Consider the following 17,689-nt stretch of genomic DNA (forward strand, 5'->3'; position numbering starts at 1 on the left):
ATGAACCCCACAGAATTTGACTACATCATCGTTGGCGGCGGCTCTGCCGGCTGCGTGCTCGCAGGCCGATTGAGCGAAGACCCGAACACCACCGTCTGCCTGCTCGAAGCCGGTGGCCCGGACACCAGCGCCTTTATCCATGCACCGCTGGGGTTTGCTGCCACCGCCCCGCTCGGCATCTTCAACTGGAACTATGAAAGCGTGCCGCAACCCGGCTTGGGCGGGCGTCGCGGCTTCGCGCCCCGCGGCAAAGTGCTGGGGGGCAGCAGCTCGCTCAACGCCATGGTCTACACCCGCGGCAACGCTGCCGACTACGACCGCTGGGCTGGGCACGGCAACCCCGGCTGGAGCTACCGGGATGTCTTGCCCCTGTTCAAACAATCCGAAAACAACCAATGCTTCGGCGCCACCGACCTGCGCGGTGTGGGCGGCCCCCTGAACGTGTGCTACCTGCGCAGCCCCAGCCCGCTGAACCAGGCCTTTATTGAGGCGTGCGAAAGCCAAGGCCTGCCCCGCACGCCCGACTACAACGGCACCCAACAATGGGGCGTGGCGCCCGCCCAGGTCACCCAAAAAGACGGCGAGCGCTGGAGTGCCGCCAAGGGCTACCTCACCCCCCACCGCCATCGCAGCAACCTCACGGTCATTACCCAAGCCCATACCCACAAGGTGCTGCTCGACAGCAGCCACGGTGACCCCCGCGCCACCGGTGTGCAGTACGAGCACAAGGGCCAGATGCACGAGCTGCGCGCCCGCCGCGAAGTGCTGGTCAGCAGCGGCGCCTTCGGCTCGCCGCAATTGTTGATGCTCTCAGGCATCGGGCCCGCAGAGCACCTGCGCCACCATGGCATTCCGGTGCGGCACGCCCTGCCCGGCGTGGGTCAGAACCTGCAAGACCACATCACCACCGTACTGATTTACCGCACCCAACACCAGCGCGAAACGCTGGGCTTCTCATTCGGCGGCGCGCTTGCGATGCTGAAGTCCATTTTTGAATGGCGCAGCCAACGCACCGGCTGGATCACCACCAACGTGGCCGAGTCCCAAGGCTTCATGAAAACACGCCCGGAGCTCGACATTCCTGATATCCAGCTCGCGTTTTGCACCGGCATCGTGGACGACCACACCCGCAAACCCCACCTCGGCCACGGCTACACCCTGCACGTCACCCTGATGCGACCCAAGAGCCGTGGCAGTGTGACCCTGCAAAGTGCCAACCCCGAAGAAGCACCGCTGATCGACCCCGCCTACCTGCAAGACCCCGAAGACCTCGAGGCCCTGGTTCGCGGCACCCAAATGGGCCTGGACATCATGGAAGCGCCGGCTTTGCAGCCCTACCGCGGCAAGATGCTCTACCCGGTCGAGCGCAACAACCGCGCGCAGATCGAGCAGTTTTTGCGCGACCACTCCGACACCGAATACCACCCGATCGGCACCTGCAAAATGGGTCCCGCCAGCGATCCGATGGCCGTGGTGGATGCAAATCTGCGGGTGCACGGCATCCAGGGGCTGCGGGTAGTGGACGCGTCCATCATGCCCGACCTGGTGACCGGCAACACCAATGCGCCCACCATCATGATTGCGGAAAAGGCCGTGCAAAGCATCCGTGCAGCCCATGTCCGCTAGCATGCTGCCTTCACCCACTTAAGGCCCACCATGAAGCTGTACTACTCCCAAGGCGCCTGCTCGCTGGCACCCCATATCGTGATGCACGAAGCCGGCTTGGCGTTTGAAGCCATTTCCGCGCCCACCAAGACCCATCAGTTGCCTGACGGCACCGACTTTTACACGATCAACCCGCTGGGCTATGTGCCGTTTTTGGTACTGCAAGACGGCCGCAGCCTGCATGAAACGCCGGCCATCGTGCAATACCTGGCAGACCTGGTGCCCGAGAAACACCTCGCCCCGGCCAACGGGTCCTTTGAGCGCTACCAGCTGCAGCAGTGGCTCACCTTTATTGGCACCGAGCTGCACAAGAACTTCAGCCCCTTGTTCAACCCGGCAGCGCCCCTCGAAGGCAAAGAGCAAGCCAAACAAACCCTCGCCAAGCGCTTGGCATGGGTAGACGGCGAGCTTGCCGGCAAAGACTACCTGCTCGGCACAACCTTCAGCGTGGCCGACGCCTACCTGTTCACCGTGACCAACTGGGCCCGTTTGGTGAAGGTAGACCTCAGCACCTTCGCCAACCTGTTGGCTTACCGGGCCCGCGTTGGCGAGCGCCCCGGCGTACAAGCCGCCATGCGCGCAGAGGGCTTGCTGAAGTAACACGCAGCGCGCTCCAAAAACCAAGGGCCCTTACGGGCCCTTTTTGCTATGCGAACAGTAGCAGCAGGCGCACTCAGTAAGAGCGCTGCAGTGCTTTTTGACGTATAGCCAGTGCCGCGCCCACCCACAATGCAGCTGCCGAAAACACCAGCCCCCGCGCCAAGCCGCCGGGGCCGTCTGCGATCCAGCCGACCACCGTGGGGCCCACAATCTCGCCGGCCGCAAACACCGTGGTGAACGCACTGATACCCGCTGCCCAGGCCGTGGGCGGCAAGTTGTGCCGCACCAAGGCGGTAGTGGACGCCACCACTGACAAAAACACCGCGCCAAACAACAAGCCCGACGCCAGCAACGCCAGCCACCACTGGGTGAGCGCCGGCAAAACAATGGCCACGCCCAACAGGGTGTTGAGCGTCGCCAAGGGCCTGCCGTCCTGGTGCTTGTCGAGCAGGCTCGCCCAAATGCGGCTGGAGGCAATCACCGCCGCACCCAAAAGCGCATAAAACACCGTCACCGCCGCAGCCGATGTGCCCTGCGATCGCAGGAGCGCCACCACAAACGTCATATAGCCGATATAGCCCACCCCAAAAAACGTATACCCGGCCAGGCCAAAGCGGAAATCCCTCCAATGGAACTGCTGCGGCCCGCCCGCACCCACAGGTGCGCCTGGCAGCGCCCAGCGCGACATCACCCGCGCCGGCCACACCAACACAGCAGTGCCCACCGCGCAAGCCAAGGCCAGGGCCCACCACGACCACTGCCAGCCATGCGGTTGCGCGGCAAACGCCTCTAACAGCCAAGGCACCATCAGGGCACTCAACACAATGCCCACGCCGGTACCCCCGTAGTACATGCCCAGCAGCAAACCGCTATGGCGCGGAAAACGCGCGCCCAAGCGGGCCGCGAGCAAACCACCAGCCACAAACACCAGCGCACTCGCCACACCCGCCAACAAGCGCTGCGCCAGCAAGGCCGTGGTATCTGTAAAAAACCCGCTCAGACCCATGAACACCGAGGCCAGCACCGCGCCCCGCCACAACACCTCGCCCGGGCCGCGGGTGCGCAGCAAACGGGGCGCCCACAGCGCCCCGATCAAGTAGCCCAGTGCGTTGGCCGTGTTCATAGCGCCAGCCAGGGTGTAGCTCCAGCCCAGATCGGTGCGCATGGCTGGCAAAAGCAGGCCATAGGCAAAACGGGTGATCCCCAGAGAAACAGCAGCTCCCAAAGACAAAGCCAGCGCGAGGCACCAGCCTTGAAAAGAGATCGCTGCAGGAGCGGCTAAGGGTTGGTCCGCGCCCGCCATCAGGCGGCACTGCCCTGCAAGCGGAACTGGCGCACCACCTGTGCCAAGGCATCCGCCTGCTCGCGCAAGCCTTGGGCTGCGGCAGCGCTCTGCTCCACCAACGCGGCGTTTTGCTGGGTCGCCTGGTCGATCAGGCCGACGGACTGGTTCACCTGCGCAATACCGCTGGACTGCTCAGTGGAGGACGAAGAAATTTCGCCAATGATCTCGCCCACGCGCTGCACGCCGTCCACCATTTCTTTCATGGCGGCACCGGCCTCTTCCACCAGCTTGACCCCGCCATCCACCGCGTGCACGCTGGTGCTAACCAGGCCTTTGATTTCCTGGGCCGCTGCGGCGGAGCGCTTGGCCAGCATCCGCACCTCAGACGCCACCACCGCAAAACCCCGGCCCTGCTCACCGGCGCGGGCGGCTTCCACCGCCGCGTTGAGCGCCAGGATGTTGGTCTGGAAGGCGATCGAATCAATCAGCCCGACGATGTCATTGATCTTGCTGCTGCTGGCCGCAATCTCGTGCATGCTGCCCACCGCCTGGGTCACAACCTGGCCGCCACGGGCTGCCAGCTTGTAAGCCGAGTCGGACAGCTGGCGCGCTGTTTGAGCCGCGTGGGCGGTCTGCTGCACATTTTCGGTCAGCTCTGCTAGAGAGCCCACGGTGTCTTGCACGCTGCTGGCAGACTTTTCGGTGCGAACCGACAAATCCTGGTTGCCAGAGGCAATTTCCTGGCTGGCCGTGGCCACACTCTCGCTCGCGTTACGCACCTGCGAAACCAGGGCGCTCAGGCCGTCTTGCATTGCCTGTTGGGTGCGCTGCAAATCGGCCACCTCGTCTTTACCATGCACCACCACCCGTTGCGACAAATCCCCCCCGGCAATCGCTTGGGCCAGCAACCGGGCTTGCTCCAAGGGTTGGCAAATCGAGTTCATGTTCAAAATGGTCAATGGCACCACCACCAGCGACGCCACTGCCAGCGCCGCAATAAAGACCCAGCGCACCACCTCGGCCACTTTTTGCTGATCTTGCACCGACTCTTCGACCTCCCGGTTCAGAATGACCTCCAGCTCTGACACCTGCTTGTCGATCACCACGAACTCGGCCAGTGCCTTTTGGCTCATGCGGTTGGCGGTCGTGGCAGATTCATAGCCACTGCTCTTGAGTTGCACCGCAATAGGCTCAAACAACTTGGCATAGCTTTGCAAGCGCAAGACCAGCTCACGCACCACCACGTTGTCCGGGTCTTCCTCGCCCTCGAGGAATCCATTGGCGACTTTCTCGGTCTCTGCGAGGTTCTGCTTCCAGCGGGTGTAGGCTTTCTCTACCTCGTTAGGGCGCTCGTACTCAATGATCATGTCTTTCTCTGCCATGCGCACCATGGCGAGCGCGCCACGCAGGTGAGACAGGTGCTGCACTTCGGCAAACGAGTGGTGCAGAAAATCATCGCTCTGGTCTTTGATCTGCCCCATGCCCCACAGCCCCCCCAAACCCAACATGCTGAGCAGCGCCAACACCATGGCAATGGCACCCAGCATGCGAAGCCGGATCGTGAATTGGCGCATCATTGTCATCATGGTCATGGGGTGTTCCTCGGGTGTGCCGATCGTGCGTGTTCAGCCATTCTTTCAGAGTCTACGGCGGGCTACAAGCGGCAATCCGAGGCAAAACCCCTGTGTTGCCCGCCATTTCCAACTGCTGCAGCGCTGCAAGAATCCCACAAGGGGCGGCGCCGTGTCTTGACCTACGTCATACCGGCGCGCGCGGCGCCCACACAATCACCGCCATACCCGCCAGCGCGAGGCCGGCACCCAGCAGATCCCAGCGGGTCGGCGCAATGCCATCCACCCACCAGAGCCACACCAGCGCGGTAGCGACATACACACCGCCATAGGCCGCATACACCCGGCCGCTGGCAGCAGGGTGCAAGGTGAGCAGCCAGACAAACAAGGCCAGTGAGGCCGCCGCCGGCAGCAGCACCCACACCGGTGCACGCTGCTGCAACCACAGCCAAGGCAGATAGCACCCCACGATCTCGGCGACCGCGGTGAGCACATAGAGGCCGGTAGTGAGCAGCAGGGATTGCATGGGCGCCTTGGATTTTGCTCACATTTTAGGAGCTAGCTGCGCACATTCTATGAGCGCCAGAGGCACTTTTTACTACTATTCAGTGGCCTACTTGCCGCCCTTCTCGGGCGTCCAGCGCTTGAGCAACAGCGCATTGGTCATCACGCTCACCGAGCTCAGCGCCATGGCAGCACCCGCAACCACCGGGCTTAAGTAGCCGAGCGCTGCCAACGGAATACCGGCCGCGTTGTAGGCAAAGGCCCAGAACAGGTTTTGCCGGATCTTGGCGACCGTCCGGCGGCTAATGTCCAGCGCTGCGGCCACCAAGAGCGGGTCGCCCCGCATGAGCGTGATGCCGGCTGCATGCATGGCAACGTCAGTGCCGCCGCCGTTGGGGTTGGCCATGGCCATGCCCACATCGGCAGCCGCCAACGCGGGCGCATCGTTCACGCCGTCGCCCACCATGGCAACCACTTTGCCACCCGCTTTCAATGCAGCTACCTTGGCCGCCTTGTCACCGGGTAGCACCTCAGCCAACACGTCTTTGGCATCCAGCCCCAAGCGCTTGGCCATAGCTTCAGCCGCCCCGCGGTTGTCGCCAGAAATCATCACGGTCTGAATGCCGCGGTCCCTCAGGGTCGCCAACGCTTCCTTGGCGCCGGGCTTGGGCTCGTCGGCAAACGCGAGCAACGCTAAGAGCTTTACGCCGCCGGCTTGTTGCTCTGCCATGGCCGACACCGTCGCACCACCCGCTTGCAAATCGGCCGCCTGCGCCGCGACCGGCGCCATGTCCACACCCAGCTCGGCCATCCAGCGCAAGCTACCCAGCAGCAGAGTGCGCTCACCCACTTTGCCTTGGGTGCCACGGCCGGCCACGGCTTGCACATCGGTGGGCGCGGGCACCGTGAGTGCTTTGTCTTTGGCCACTTGCAGCACCGCGCGGGCCAAGGGGTGCTCGCTACCGCTTTGCAAACCGGCGGCCAATAGCAGAGCCTCGTCGTTCGCCAGGCCCACGGGTACCAAAGCGGTCAGTCGCGGTTGGCCCACGGTCAGCGTGCCGGTTTTGTCGAAGGCCACCACGTTCACGGTGTGCGCCACTTCCAGCGCCTGGGCGTCCTTGATCAAAATGCCGAACTTGGCCGCTACCCCGGTACCCGCCATGATGGCGGCCGGCGTGGCCAAGCCCAGCGCGCAGGGGCAGGCAATCACTAGCACCGCCACGGCGTGGATCAGCGCCACTTCAAAGCTGTTGCCGGTGAAGTACCAACCCAGCAAGGTGACCAGCGCAATCACCAGCACCACCGGCACAAACACCGCGCTCACCTGGTCCACCAGCCGCTGGATAGGTGCCTTGGCAGCCTGCGCGTCTTCCACCAGGCGGATGATGCTGGAAAGCACAGTGTCCACCCCCACCGCCCGCACCTGCAGCACCACGCGGCCTTCACCATTGATGCTGCCACCCGTGAGCTTGGCGCCCACCTCTTTGGTGACCGGCAGTGGTTCGCCGGTCAGCATAGATTCGTCCACCTGCGTGCGGCCTTCCAGCAGCGCGCCATCCACCGGAAAGCGCTCGCCGGGTTTGACTACCAGCTTGTCGCCAACCAGTACTTCGGCCACAGGCACATCCACCTCGCCATCGCGACCGATCAGGTGCGCCGTGTCCGGGCGCAAACCATGCAAAGCGCGAATCGCGGAAGTTGTCTGGCGCTTGGTGCGGGTCTCGAGCCATTTGCCCAATAACACCAAGGTCACCACCACGGCGCTGCTCTCGAAATAAAGGTGCGGCTCCATGACCGCCATCCCGTGGGCTGCGTGTTCCGCCGCGCCCCCCCACAGAAAGCTGAGCCACAACCACATGGACAAACCCCACCCCGCCGAGGTGCCCAGCGCCACCAACAAATCCATATTGCCGGTGCGTGCCAGCAGCGCGTGCCAACCGGCTTTGTAGAAGCGTGCCCCCAAGATGAACTGCACCGGCGTGGCCAGCAAAAACTGCCAGAGCGCAGGCAGCATCCAATCTTTGCCGAACAGGTCGCCAGCCATGGGCAAAACCAGCGGCAGACACAGCGCCAGGCCGATACCGACCGGCCCGAAGCCCGCCCAGGCCGATGCATCCTCTGCATCGATTGCCGCGCTTGGCGCCAAGGGCTCATAGCCCGCGTCCCGCACCGCGCGGCGCAAGCGCGCCTCCATGCCGGCATCGTGCACCGCAATACGGGCGGACTCGGTGGCCAGGTTCACCGTAGCGCTGTCCACGCCGGGCACCTTCTTCAAGGCTTTTTCCACCCGCATCACACACGATGCGCAAGTCATGCCGCCTATGCCGATATCGATGGTCGTGGGGGAGGGGGTTTCAGTGCTCATGGCGCAAGCTTAGGGCTTGCCATGGTGGGAAGGTCAAGCGCTTAACCAACAAATGCACTACAAAGGTCTTGACCCTCCCACCATGGCAAGGTTCACAATACTTTCATTCACCTATCAGGAGCATCCATGAACCAAACCTTTACCGTCACCGGCATGACCTGCGGTCACTGCGAGAAAGCCGTCACCCGCGCCATTCAGGAAGCCGACCCGCAAGCCCAGGTCACCATCGACCGCAGCGCCAACAAGGTGGACGTGGAATCTACCCAGCCGCGCGAAACGCTGGCCCGCGCCATTGCAGAAGAGGGCTATGCCGTCGCAGCCTAAGCCAGCAGCGCTGTCCGGCCAGCCCGTCAACATCGGCGAAGCCGCGCGGCAAAGCGGTGTATCCGCCAAGATGCTGCGGCACTACGAGTCGCTGGGTCTGCTGGGCAAAGTCACGCGCACCGACAGCGGCTACCGGCTCTACAGCGCGGCCGATGTGCACACCCTGCGCTTCATCAAACGCTGCCGCGACCTGGGCTTTTCGATGGCCGAGATCGGCGAGCTGGTGGGCCTGTGGCAAAACAAGCGCCGCGCCAGTGCCAACGTCAAGAAGATCGCCCAGAAGCACATGGACGAACTGAGCGAGCGCATCGCCGCCATGCAGGCCATGCAGCGCACCCTCTCCACCCTGCTGCACTGCTGCCTTGGCGACGACCGGCCGGACTGCCCCATCCTCGATGACTTGGCAGGCGACCATCAGTCACTATCAAATTCATAGCTGCTCGCGCACATTCCACGAGCGCTAGAGCACTAAAACACCATAATCTATGTCCACCGCCATCCTCAACCTGTACCCCGCGCTAGCCCATGTGTCTCCCACGCTAGCAGCGCTCGGGCCAGAGGCGCAGAGCATGACGGTGCCAGACCACACCGAATTGTTCTCTGAGGGTCAGCCCTGCCAGGGTTTCCCGCTGGTCCTGCGCGGCGAAGTACGGGTCGCGCGACGTGCAAATGACGGACGTCACTTGGAGCTGTACCGCGTAGTGCCCGGCGAGTTGTGTCTGGTCAGCAGTGCGGCTCTGTTTCGTAGCCAAGCACTCAGCGCACATGGGGTGAGCACTAAAGAAAGTGAGCTGGTCATGGTCAGTCCCGCCACTTTTAACCTTTGGCTGGACACACCAGCCTTCCGCAACTTTGTCCTGGGACTGTTTGCCGAGCGCATGGCCGATTTGACCAGCCTGATCGATGCGGTGGCCTTCCAAAAACTGGACCAGCGGCTGGCCAATGCCCTGCTGGGGCGCGGTCAGGATTTGCACCTTTCGCACCAGACGCTGGCCGACGAGCTGGGCACGGTGCGCGAGATGGTGACACGCCTACTGCGCCGCTTTGAACGAGAGGGTTGGCTCAGACTTGGGCGGGAGCACATCCACATCCTTAGCAGCCAGGCCTTGCGTGCACTGGCCGGCGGGGGCTGAGCGCGCCCCTCAATAGAGGCTGCGTGACCTAAGTCACATACTTCCTTGGCGCATAGGCGTCCAATCACTCCACATCAACCAAGGAGTGATTCCATGAAAGCAAATGTTGGCGGCATTGACCGCATCATCCGCATCGGCGCAGGCACTGTGCTCATCGGCTTGGCAGCTACCGGCACTGTCGGCTGGTGGGGTTGGCTGGGCGCTGTGCCCCTGGCAACCGGCCTGATGGGATGGTGCCCGCCGTATGCCATCTTTGGGTTCAGCACCTGCTCCATAAAAAACTAAACGCCTTTCTGTGTGCTCCATAGCACCGACGCTTGCCGAGCCCGCCGCTCCAATGAAGGCTTCCACAACTTCTGGAGTGCAGCATGCGTACCAACACCGGCAACGGGGATCGGCTTCTCCGCATTTGGGTGGGCGCCGTGCTGATCGGGCTGGCCGCCACCGACATCATTGGCCCTTGGGGGTGGATCGGCGTCCTGCCAGTGCTCACCGGTTTCATCGGCTGGTGCCCCGCCTACGCCGCGCTGGGCATCAATACCTGCCCTGCTAAAAACTGACTTGCTATGAAATTAGGAGCTTCTTGCGCAGTGATTACTTGGGCTGGAGGCTGATTTGACCCACTAAGGGCGGGTGCACCTCTTGCGACGCCCCGGGTTTTGCACCAAAGCTGCGCGCACCGGTTTTGCGCTGCGGCATGTTGCACCGCACAAAGCCGGTGCATTTTGTACACAATCCTAGAAAAACATTGTGTACAAAGTTGGCATGGGGTTTGCGTACACCCGTGGCATGAACGCTACCGCACCTGCCGCCATCGAAGTCATCGGGCTCACCAAGCGCTATGCGCAGGGCAAGCCTGCTGTGGACAGCATCAATTTGCGCATTGCCAGCGGCAGCTACTGCTGCCTGCTCGGGCCCTCGGGCTGCGGCAAGAGCACCACGCTGCGCATGATTGCGGGGCACGAGTCAGCGTCTGACGGCGACATCCTGCTGGAAAACCGCAACATCACCGACCTGCCCGCCGCCGAGCGCGGCACGGCCATGATGTTCCAGAGCTTTGCGCTCTTCCCCCACCTGAGCGCCCTGGACAACGTAGCCTTCAGTCTCAAGATGAAAGGCGTGGGCAAAACTGAGCGCCACGCCAAGGCCAAAGACTTGCTGGAGCGTGTAGCCATGGGCCACTTGGCCGAGCGCAAGCCCGCCGAACTATCGGGTGGACAACAACAGCGTGTGGCCCTGGCCCGGGCCCTGATTACCCAGCCCCGCGTGCTGCTGCTGGACGAGCCGCTCTCTGCCCTCGACCCCTTCTTGCGCATTCAGATGCGCGCCGAGCTGCGCCGCTGGCAAAAAGAGCTGGGACTGACCTTCATCCACGTCACCCACAGCCAGGAAGAAGCCATGGCCCTGGCCGACACCATGGTGGTGATGAACCACGGCGTCATCGAACAAGTGGGCAGCCCGCACGAGGTCTACAACCGGCCCGCCAGTGAATTTGTAGCCCGCTTCATGGGTGGCCACAACGTCATCGAAACCCACGAGGGCAAGGTCGGTGTGCGCACCGACCACCTGCAAGTGCTGCCGGCCGAACAGGCCGTGCCTGACGCCCCCCACACCAAGATGGCACTGATCACCGACGTGGAATACCAGGGCACCTACGTGCTGCTGGGCCTGCAGAACCCCGGCACCTCAGTCACCGCATCCACCACCGCCGAGATCTCGGTGATGTTGTCCGAATCCACCTTTGCCACGCGGCCCTATGCCGTGGGTGAGACCGTGCAGCTGCGCTGGGCGCCTGAAGCTGCGCACCCGCTTGCACGCTGAACGCGCCAGTTGTTTTCCCCTGTCTTCGCAAGAAGTTTTCAAACCCTCCGCAACCCACTAGGAGTTTTCTCATGGCTGACGATCTGAAAGACACCCTCACTAACGCCGCCCCCGTGCAGCGCCGCAGCTTGCTCAAAGGCACCGCCGGTATTCTGGCTGCCGGCATGTTCCCCGCAGTGCACTCTGCAGAACCCATCGTGCTGCGCTATCTGGGCACTGCGGTGAACCAAGACAAGGCCATCGGCGAAAAGTTTGAAAAAGACACCGGCATCAAGATCCAGTACGTGGCCGTCACCACCGACGACGTGACCAAGCGCGCCGTCACTGCGCCCAACAGCTTCGACCTGATCGACACCGAGTACTTCTCCTTGAAGAACATCGTGCCCACCGGCAACCTGAAGGGCATTGACACCAAGCGCATCAAAAACGCAGACAAGATCACCACCCTGTTCACGACCGGCATGGTGGCAGGCAAGGCCGTGGGCGACCAAGGCACAGCCCCCAAGAAGACCATCTTCCTGGAAGGCGAAAAGAGCAAAGTGTTTGCCAAGAGCCCGACTCAGTTCATGTCCATCATCCCCACCGTGTACAACGCCGACACGCTGGGTATCCGCCCTGACCTGATCAAGCGTCCCATCACTTCCTGGGCCGAACTGCTGAACCCCGAATTCAAGGGCAAGGCCGCGATTCTGAACATCCCCTCCATCGGCATCATGGACGCCGCCATGGTGGTCGAGGCCATGGGCATCTACAAGTACCCCGACAAGGGCAACATGACCAAGAAGGAAATTGATCTCACCATCAAGACCCTGATTGAAGCCAAAAAGCAAGGCCAGTTCCGCAGCCTGTGGAAAGACTTCAACGAGTCCGTCAACCTGATGGCTTCCGGCGAAGTGGTGATCCAGTCCATGTGGAGCCCTGCGGTTACCGCAGTGCGCACCAAGGGCATCGCCTGCACCTTCCAGCCCCTGAAAGAGGGCTATCGCGCATGGGCCTCCGGCTTCGGCATTCCATCCACCCTGTCCGGCCGCAAGCTCGATGGTGCCTACGAGTTCATCAACTGGTTCCTGGATGGCTGGGCCGGTGCTTACCTCAACCGCCAAGGCTACTACAGCGCCGTGCTGGAAACCGCCAAGGCCAAGATGGAAGCCTACGAGTGGGCCTACTGGATGGAAGGCAAACCTGCTGCCCAAGACATCAAGAGCCCGACCGGCGATGTGCTGGCCAAGAAGGGCGAAGTCCGCGACGGCGGCAGCTACGAGCAGCGCATGGGCGGCATCGCCTGCTGGAACGCCGTGATGGACGAGAACGCCTACATGGTCAAGAAATGGAATGAATTTGTAGCGGCCTAGCCGCACCCCCGTCCAGGCGCACTGCGTGTCGCCTGTTCCCCCCTTGAAAGGGGGCAACACCGGCGGTCTGGCAAAGCCAGTCCCGCGGTGTTTCTGGAACGGGCTTTGCGGTGCTCGCCCTGGGTGGGCCCCGCCTCCATTAGTTAACGGATAAGCATTTATGAGCGCACCTTCAACATCTTCACTTCCGGCGGCATCTGCTCCGGGCCGCACGCTTGCGGCCTGGTGGCAGGCTTTGCCGCTCACCGCGGTGTTTGCGCTCTTCTTTTTGATTCCATTGGCATTGGTGCTGATGGTGAGTTTCTGGGACTACAACCAGTACGAAATGCTTCCGGGCTTTACCTTCAAAAACTACGTGTCAGTGTTTGAAGGCTGCCTCTCTCGCAACGAGTACGGCGACTTGTGTGTGACAGTCAAAACTTATCTCTCCACCTTCAAATTCAGCCTGTTGGTCTGGGCGCTGACGCTAGTGATCGGGTTTGCGGTGTCTTACTTTCTGGCTTTCCACGTGAAGTCCAGCGGCACCCAAGTGGTGTTGTTTGTGTTGTGCACCATCCCGTTCTGGACGTCCAACGTGATCCGCATGATTGCTTGGGTGCCACTCCTAGGGCGCAATGGGCTAGTGAATGACGGGCTGGTTTCCGCAGGGTTGGTGGATCAGCCGGTGGAGTGGCTGTTGTTCTCTGACTTTTCGGTGGTGCTGGCCTTTGTGCACCTGTTTACCACTTTCATGATCGTGCCTATTTTCAACAGCATGATGCGCATCGACCGCAGCCTGATTGAAGCCGCCAACGACAGCGGCGCGAGTGCCTGGCAGACCTTGTGGAATGTGATCGTGCCGCTGTGCCGCACCGGCATCATCATCGGCTCCATCTTTGTCATCACCATCGTGATGGGCGACTTTGTGACCATCGGCGTCATGGGTGGCCAACAAATCGCCTCGGTGGGCAAGATCATCCAGGTGCAAACCTCTTACCTGCAATTCCCGCTGGCAGCGGCCAATGCGGTGGTGCTGCTCGCCATTGTCTTGATGATCATTTGGGCCCTGACCCGGATGGTCGATATCCGCAAGGAGCTGTGAACATGACCCACGACAAGCGCACACCCGGCTTCTGGCTATTGGCGGCTTTCTTTGTGGCCTATGTCTTGTTTTTGTACGGGCCGATGCTGGTCATCGTGGTCTTGAGTTTTCAAGGCCCGGAGGGCGGGCTGACCTTTCCGATGCGCGGGCTGTCATTGCACTGGTTCCACAAACTGGCGGAAGGTTTGGGGGTTGTCGATATCGGCGCCGCCCTCTACCGCTCTCTGGGCTTGGGGCTGGTGGTGATGGGGTTAACCATCGTGTTCTCGGTGCTGGCAGGCTTGGCCTTCCGCAAAAAGCTGCGGTTTGCCAACGTGTTGTTTTTCACGGTGGTGGCCAGCTTGATCATGCCGTCCATCATTGTGTCGCTGGGCATCGGGCTGGAGTTCCGCCTGCTGGATGGTGGCATCAAAAAGATCCTGGAAACCTTCGGCATGGAAAGTACGCTGGAAAACTATGGCACCGCCTTGGGCATCTACACCTCGGCACTGGGCGCGCACCTGACCTGGACGCTGCCTTTCGGCCTGCTCATCATGTTCGCCATCTTCAACCGGTTCAATCCGGCCTATGAAGAAGCGGCGCGGGACTTAGGGGCCACCCCGTGGCAGACCTTTCGCCATGTGGTGCTGCCGCTGATTGCGCCTTCGGTGGTGGGCATCGGCATGTTCGGCTTCACCCTGAGCTGGGACGAAATTGCCCGCACATCGCAAGCTATTGGCGATGTGAATACCCTGCCCCTAGAGCTGCAGGGGCTGACTACGACAGTAACCACACCCTCGATCTACGCACTGGGCACGGTGACCATGGTGGTATCGTTTCTTGTGATGGGACTGGCCGTGGGGCTGTCCACCCTGTTGGCCAAGCGCCAACAAGCAAAGCGGGACACATGAGCGAATTTGTTGCACTGACAGAGAACGAAATCTACGAGCGCATGGTGGCCACCATCCTGGACCACCGCCTGCCGCCCGGGACCAAGCTCATTGAAGAAAAGTTGGCGAGTGCATTCGGTGTCTCGCGCACCCGCATCCGCCCGGTGCTGGTGCGCTTGGCCAACGAACAGATCGTGACCCTCACCCCCAACCGTGGCGCCATGGTGGCGCAACCTACCGAAAAAGAAGCGCGCGAAGTGTTTGAGGTGCGCCGCATGATCGAGCCCACGCTCATCGAATGTTTTATTGCGAGCGCCACGGCGGACGACATTACCACCCTCACCCAGTGCATCAATGACGAAGAGGCCGCGCGCGCCATTGGCGATATGCGCCGTGCCATCCGACTCTCGGGGGACTTTCACCTGCACATTGCCAACGCCTCGGACCACCAGACGCTGGGGCGCATCTTGCGGGAGCTGGTGTCACGCACCTCGTTGATTTTGATGACCTACAGCGACAACCATGTGCAGTCCAAAGCAGAGGCCACCTCGTGCGGCTGCCAGGAACACCGCGCCCTGCTCGACGCCATTCGCTTGCGCGACCCGCGCGAAGGTGCCCGCCTGATGCGTGAGCACCTTGCCTTGCTGGAGCAACAGCTGCAGTTCAAAGAGACGGTCGAGGACGCACCGGATCTGCTCTCTCTGTTTGGCGGCACCGGCGCTACGGGTACCTGATCGCGATGCGACGTTTGCTGGTTATCAACCCGAACACAACAGAGTCCGTCAGCACACTGCTGCAGCACCATGTGCAAAGGATTGCCGGCCCGCACATTCAGGTCGATACCGTGACGGCCCGCTTTGGTGCGCCCTATATCGCTTGCGAGGCCAGCTATGCGGTCGCCGGCCACGCTTTGCTGGACGCATGGGCCGCAGACCAGTGTGCAATGCCGCAGGCCTTGCCGGATGCGGTGCTGATCGGTTGCTTTGGCGACCCGGGGCTCTGGGCTTTGCGCGAAGGCAGTGCTGCGCCGGTGACGGGGCTGGCAGAGGCTTCATTTTTTCAAGCGCGTCGCCACGGCGGCTTTGCAGTCGTCACGGGGGGGACCAAATGGCGACCCATGTTGGAGCGCTTGGCATGGGGCTTGGGTGTTGCAGAACACGTGGTCGCTATCCACACGGTAGCGCCCAGTGGTGTGGAGCTGGCCAACAACCCGGAGTCTGCAATTACGCTGCTGGCACACGCCTGCCAAGAGGCTGCCAAAGACACCTCGGTAAAAACGGTCGTGTTGGGCGGCGCGGGTCTGGCGGGCATGGCTGCGCAAGTGCAGCCCTACGTGTCGCTGCCCGTCATCGACAGTGTGATAGCGGGTACCGAATACGCACTCTTCATGCCAACGCCCTCAGCCAGTGGCAACCGGTTCGCAGTGCAATGGCGCCATGTATCCGCAGAGTTAAGCGCCCTCGGCCAGACGTAAGCAAGTGGCCGCAGGTGTAAAGACCTGTAATCGGCGTCATCCGGGCAGACATCCACACGTTGAAAGTGCATAAACCGTTACTTTTAACGGTACGGGCCTAGCCCCTTGTTGCATGTTGAACTTGTCTACCCTCCGTCGTGCCTTGACACATTCCCGTTGGATGGCGGCACCCCTGATGGCTGCTGCTTTATGCGCCGCACCACTATCGCACGCCAATGAGTGGACGCCCATTCTGGGTGGTGGTGCCGGTGCAGCGGCTGGCGCTGTGCTGGGGCAAAGCGTCGGTGGCAAAAACGGCGCAGTGATTGGTGGTGCTATCGGCGGCGCAACAGGTGCGGCCGTGACCTCGCCCGGGCGCAACCAGAGCAGCGCCATGATTGGCGGTGCGATAGGTGGTGCTGCCGGTGCAGCGGTGGGCCAATCGGTCGGCGGCAGTTCAGGCGCCGTGGTGGGGGCCGGTATTGGCGGCGCTGCGGGCACGGGTATCGCACGCGGCATGAATGATCATTCACGAGCAGACCGTTATGCACACGGTGGCCCTCGCCACCCGGGTTACCAAACCGGCTATCGTGATGATCACCATGGCTACCGCAAAGGCTTTGGCCATCACAAGCCGCACCATGGCCACCGCGGCAAAGGCCGCGGCCATGACCGGTTCCGCGACTAAGCCTTAGCTTTTCAAAGTCTGGCTGAAGAATGCCAAGGTGCGTTCCCACGCCAGCTTTGCAGCAGTCGCGTCAAAGCGGGGCGTGGTGTCGTTGTTAAAGCCGTGTTGGGTTCCGGCGTATTGGTGCGCGGTGTAACGTGCGCCAGCTGCCTTCAGGGCGGCTTCATACGCGGGCCAAGCGGCATTGATGCGCTCGTCTACCCCGGCAAAGTGAATCAACAAAGGCGCTTTGACTTTGACCGCATCCTCTGCCGCCGGGTGGTTGCCATAAAACGGCACGGCCGCTGACAGGCCAGGCAAGCGCACAGACAGCGCGTGTGCCACACCGCCGCCGTAACAAAAACCCACGGTGCCGAGCTTGCCTGTGGAGTCGGGATGGGCTTGCAGCCACTGGGCAGCGGCCACAAAATCTTCGGCTGTTTTCTTTTGGTCCAAGGTCGCAAACAGGTTGCGGGCTTTGTCTTCATCACCGGGGTAGCCACCAAGCGGTGCCAGAGCATCAGGCGCCAGTACCAAATACCCTTCTAGAGCGACGCGGCGTGCAACGTCTTCGATGTGCGGGTTCAAGCCCCGGTTTTCGTGCACCACCAATACAACTGGCAATTTGCCGGTCACGCCTGCAGGCCGCACCAGATATCCCTTGACCGTGCCGTAACCGGCGGCCGATGGCAGCTCCACCATGCTGGTCAGCAGGCGTTTGTCATCTTTCGGTACCTGCTGTGCCGCTGCAAAGTTGGGGCTGAGCGCCGCTAACAAGCCTGCTGCCGTCAAACCACCTACCGCAAATTTCTGCGCTTTTTCCAGAAAGCCCCGCCGGTCCACGATGCCATGCACATAGGCATCAAACAGAATGAGCAGTTCCTGGTCAAAGTCTTGGGCAGTTTTGCGTGACATGCGGTCTCCCGTGAAAAAGCGACAGCGTAGCCGAGCCCGGCAGTACCCGAGCTGCCGTCAGTCGGAAGCCCCTGCCTGCGTCGC

19 protein-coding genes are annotated in these 17,689 nt (G+C 61.9%); 14 read left to right on the forward strand and 5 right to left on the reverse strand.

The window, feature by feature from the left end; translation table 11 throughout:
• Both RAE19_RS09270 and gstA read left to right on the forward strand, forming a co-directional pair.
• Nucleotides 1-1,626, forward strand: coding sequence for a GMC family oxidoreductase (locus RAE19_RS09270; RefSeq protein ID WP_313874611.1), 1,626 nt, complete (start codon nucleotides 1-3; stop codon nucleotides 1,624-1,626).
• 30 nt (nucleotides 1,627-1,656) lie between these two features.
• On the forward strand, nucleotides 1,657-2,265 hold the full coding sequence (gstA, locus tag RAE19_RS09275; RefSeq protein WP_313874612.1) for a glutathione transferase GstA: 609 nt from the start codon (nucleotides 1,657-1,659) through the stop codon (nucleotides 2,263-2,265).
• A 73-nt stretch (nucleotides 2,266-2,338) separates the two neighbouring features.
• Here gstA and RAE19_RS09280 read toward each other — a convergent pair whose 3' ends face one another.
• From RAE19_RS09280 to RAE19_RS09295, 4 genes are all read right to left on the reverse strand, one after another.
• Nucleotides 2,339-3,568, reverse strand: coding sequence for a YbfB/YjiJ family MFS transporter (locus RAE19_RS09280; protein WP_313874613.1), 1,230 nt, complete (start codon nucleotides 3,566-3,568; stop codon nucleotides 2,339-2,341).
• Nucleotides 3,568-5,142 carry a methyl-accepting chemotaxis protein gene (locus tag RAE19_RS09285; protein ID WP_313874614.1) on the reverse strand — a complete coding sequence of 525 codons (1,575 nt, stop codon included), beginning with the start codon at nucleotides 5,140-5,142 and terminating at the stop codon, nucleotides 3,568-3,570. Before RAE19_RS09285 ends, RAE19_RS09280 begins: the two co-directional genes overlap by 1 nt.
• Nucleotides 5,143-5,308: 166 nt before the next feature.
• The gene (locus RAE19_RS09290; RefSeq protein WP_313874615.1) at nucleotides 5,309-5,647 is read right to left on the reverse strand and encodes a YnfA family protein; all 339 of its coding nucleotides are present in this window, start codon (nucleotides 5,645-5,647) and stop codon (nucleotides 5,309-5,311) included.
• An 87-nt stretch (nucleotides 5,648-5,734) separates the two neighbouring features.
• Nucleotides 5,735-7,990, reverse strand: coding sequence for a heavy metal translocating P-type ATPase (locus tag RAE19_RS09295; RefSeq protein WP_313874616.1), 2,256 nt, complete (start codon nucleotides 7,988-7,990; stop codon nucleotides 5,735-5,737).
• A 126-nt stretch (nucleotides 7,991-8,116) separates the two neighbouring features.
• Between RAE19_RS09295 and RAE19_RS09300 the strand changes: the two genes are divergently transcribed.
• The 12 genes from RAE19_RS09300 to RAE19_RS09355 all read left to right on the forward strand — a co-directional run bounded on the left by RAE19_RS09300 (nucleotide 8,117) and on the right by RAE19_RS09355 (nucleotide 16,711).
• Nucleotides 8,117-8,314, forward strand: coding sequence for a heavy-metal-associated domain-containing protein (locus tag RAE19_RS09300; RefSeq protein WP_313874617.1), 198 nt, complete (start codon nucleotides 8,117-8,119; stop codon nucleotides 8,312-8,314).
• Nucleotides 8,298-8,750, forward strand: coding sequence for a Cu(I)-responsive transcriptional regulator (gene cueR, locus RAE19_RS09305; RefSeq protein WP_313874618.1), 453 nt, complete (start codon nucleotides 8,298-8,300; stop codon nucleotides 8,748-8,750). Before RAE19_RS09300 ends, cueR begins: the two co-directional genes overlap by 17 nt.
• Nucleotides 8,751-8,799: 49 nt before the next feature.
• The gene (locus RAE19_RS09310) at nucleotides 8,800-9,447 is read left to right on the forward strand and encodes a Crp/Fnr family transcriptional regulator (RefSeq protein ID WP_313874619.1); all 648 of its coding nucleotides are present in this window, start codon (nucleotides 8,800-8,802) and stop codon (nucleotides 9,445-9,447) included.
• A 93-nt stretch (nucleotides 9,448-9,540) separates the two neighbouring features.
• A complete protein-coding gene (locus RAE19_RS09315; RefSeq protein ID WP_313874620.1) occupies nucleotides 9,541-9,732 on the forward strand; it encodes a YgaP family membrane protein in 192 nt (63 codons plus the stop codon).
• An 83-nt stretch (nucleotides 9,733-9,815) separates the two neighbouring features.
• Nucleotides 9,816-10,007, forward strand: coding sequence for a YgaP family membrane protein (locus RAE19_RS09320; protein WP_313874621.1), 192 nt, complete (start codon nucleotides 9,816-9,818; stop codon nucleotides 10,005-10,007).
• 229 nt (nucleotides 10,008-10,236) lie between these two features.
• Complete coding sequence (locus RAE19_RS09325) at nucleotides 10,237-11,268, forward strand: ABC transporter ATP-binding protein (protein WP_313874622.1); 1,032 nt, start codon at nucleotides 10,237-10,239, stop codon at nucleotides 11,266-11,268.
• Nucleotides 11,269-11,339: 71 nt separating this feature from the next.
• Nucleotides 11,340-12,620 carry an ABC transporter substrate-binding protein gene (locus tag RAE19_RS09330; RefSeq protein ID WP_313874623.1) on the forward strand — a complete coding sequence of 427 codons (1,281 nt, stop codon included), beginning with the start codon at nucleotides 11,340-11,342 and terminating at the stop codon, nucleotides 12,618-12,620.
• 160 nt (nucleotides 12,621-12,780) lie between these two features.
• Complete coding sequence (locus RAE19_RS09335) at nucleotides 12,781-13,701, forward strand: ABC transporter permease (protein ID WP_313874624.1); 921 nt, start codon at nucleotides 12,781-12,783, stop codon at nucleotides 13,699-13,701.
• Between the two features lie 2 nt (nucleotides 13,702-13,703).
• Nucleotides 13,704-14,591, forward strand: coding sequence for an ABC transporter permease (locus RAE19_RS09340; protein WP_313874625.1), 888 nt, complete (start codon nucleotides 13,704-13,706; stop codon nucleotides 14,589-14,591).
• On the forward strand, nucleotides 14,588-15,304 hold the full coding sequence (locus RAE19_RS09345) for a GntR family transcriptional regulator (protein WP_313874626.1): 717 nt from the start codon (nucleotides 14,588-14,590) through the stop codon (nucleotides 15,302-15,304). The genes RAE19_RS09340 and RAE19_RS09345 overlap by 4 nt, the downstream gene beginning before the upstream one ends.
• A 5-nt stretch (nucleotides 15,305-15,309) precedes the next feature.
• Nucleotides 15,310-16,044: an aspartate/glutamate racemase family protein gene (locus RAE19_RS09350; protein WP_313874627.1), complete on the forward strand. Its 735-nt coding sequence runs from the start codon at nucleotides 15,310-15,312 to the stop codon at nucleotides 16,042-16,044.
• A gap of 121 nt (nucleotides 16,045-16,165) precedes the next feature.
• Nucleotides 16,166-16,711 (forward strand): glycine zipper domain-containing protein, encoded by a 546-nt coding sequence (locus RAE19_RS09355; RefSeq protein ID WP_313874628.1) that lies wholly within the window; start codon nucleotides 16,166-16,168, stop codon nucleotides 16,709-16,711.
• A gap of 3 nt (nucleotides 16,712-16,714) precedes the next feature.
• On the opposite strand, the gene RAE19_RS09360 is transcribed toward RAE19_RS09355, so the two are convergent.
• Nucleotides 16,715-17,605, reverse strand: coding sequence for a dienelactone hydrolase family protein (locus tag RAE19_RS09360; RefSeq protein WP_313874629.1), 891 nt, complete (start codon nucleotides 17,603-17,605; stop codon nucleotides 16,715-16,717).
• Nucleotides 17,606-17,689 lie beyond the last annotated feature (84 nt).

Origin of the sequence: Rhodoferax potami, from assembly GCF_032193805.1 — a bacterium.
In the GTDB taxonomy this organism is placed as follows: Bacteria; Pseudomonadota; Gammaproteobacteria; order Burkholderiales; family Burkholderiaceae_C; genus Allorhodoferax; species Allorhodoferax potami_A.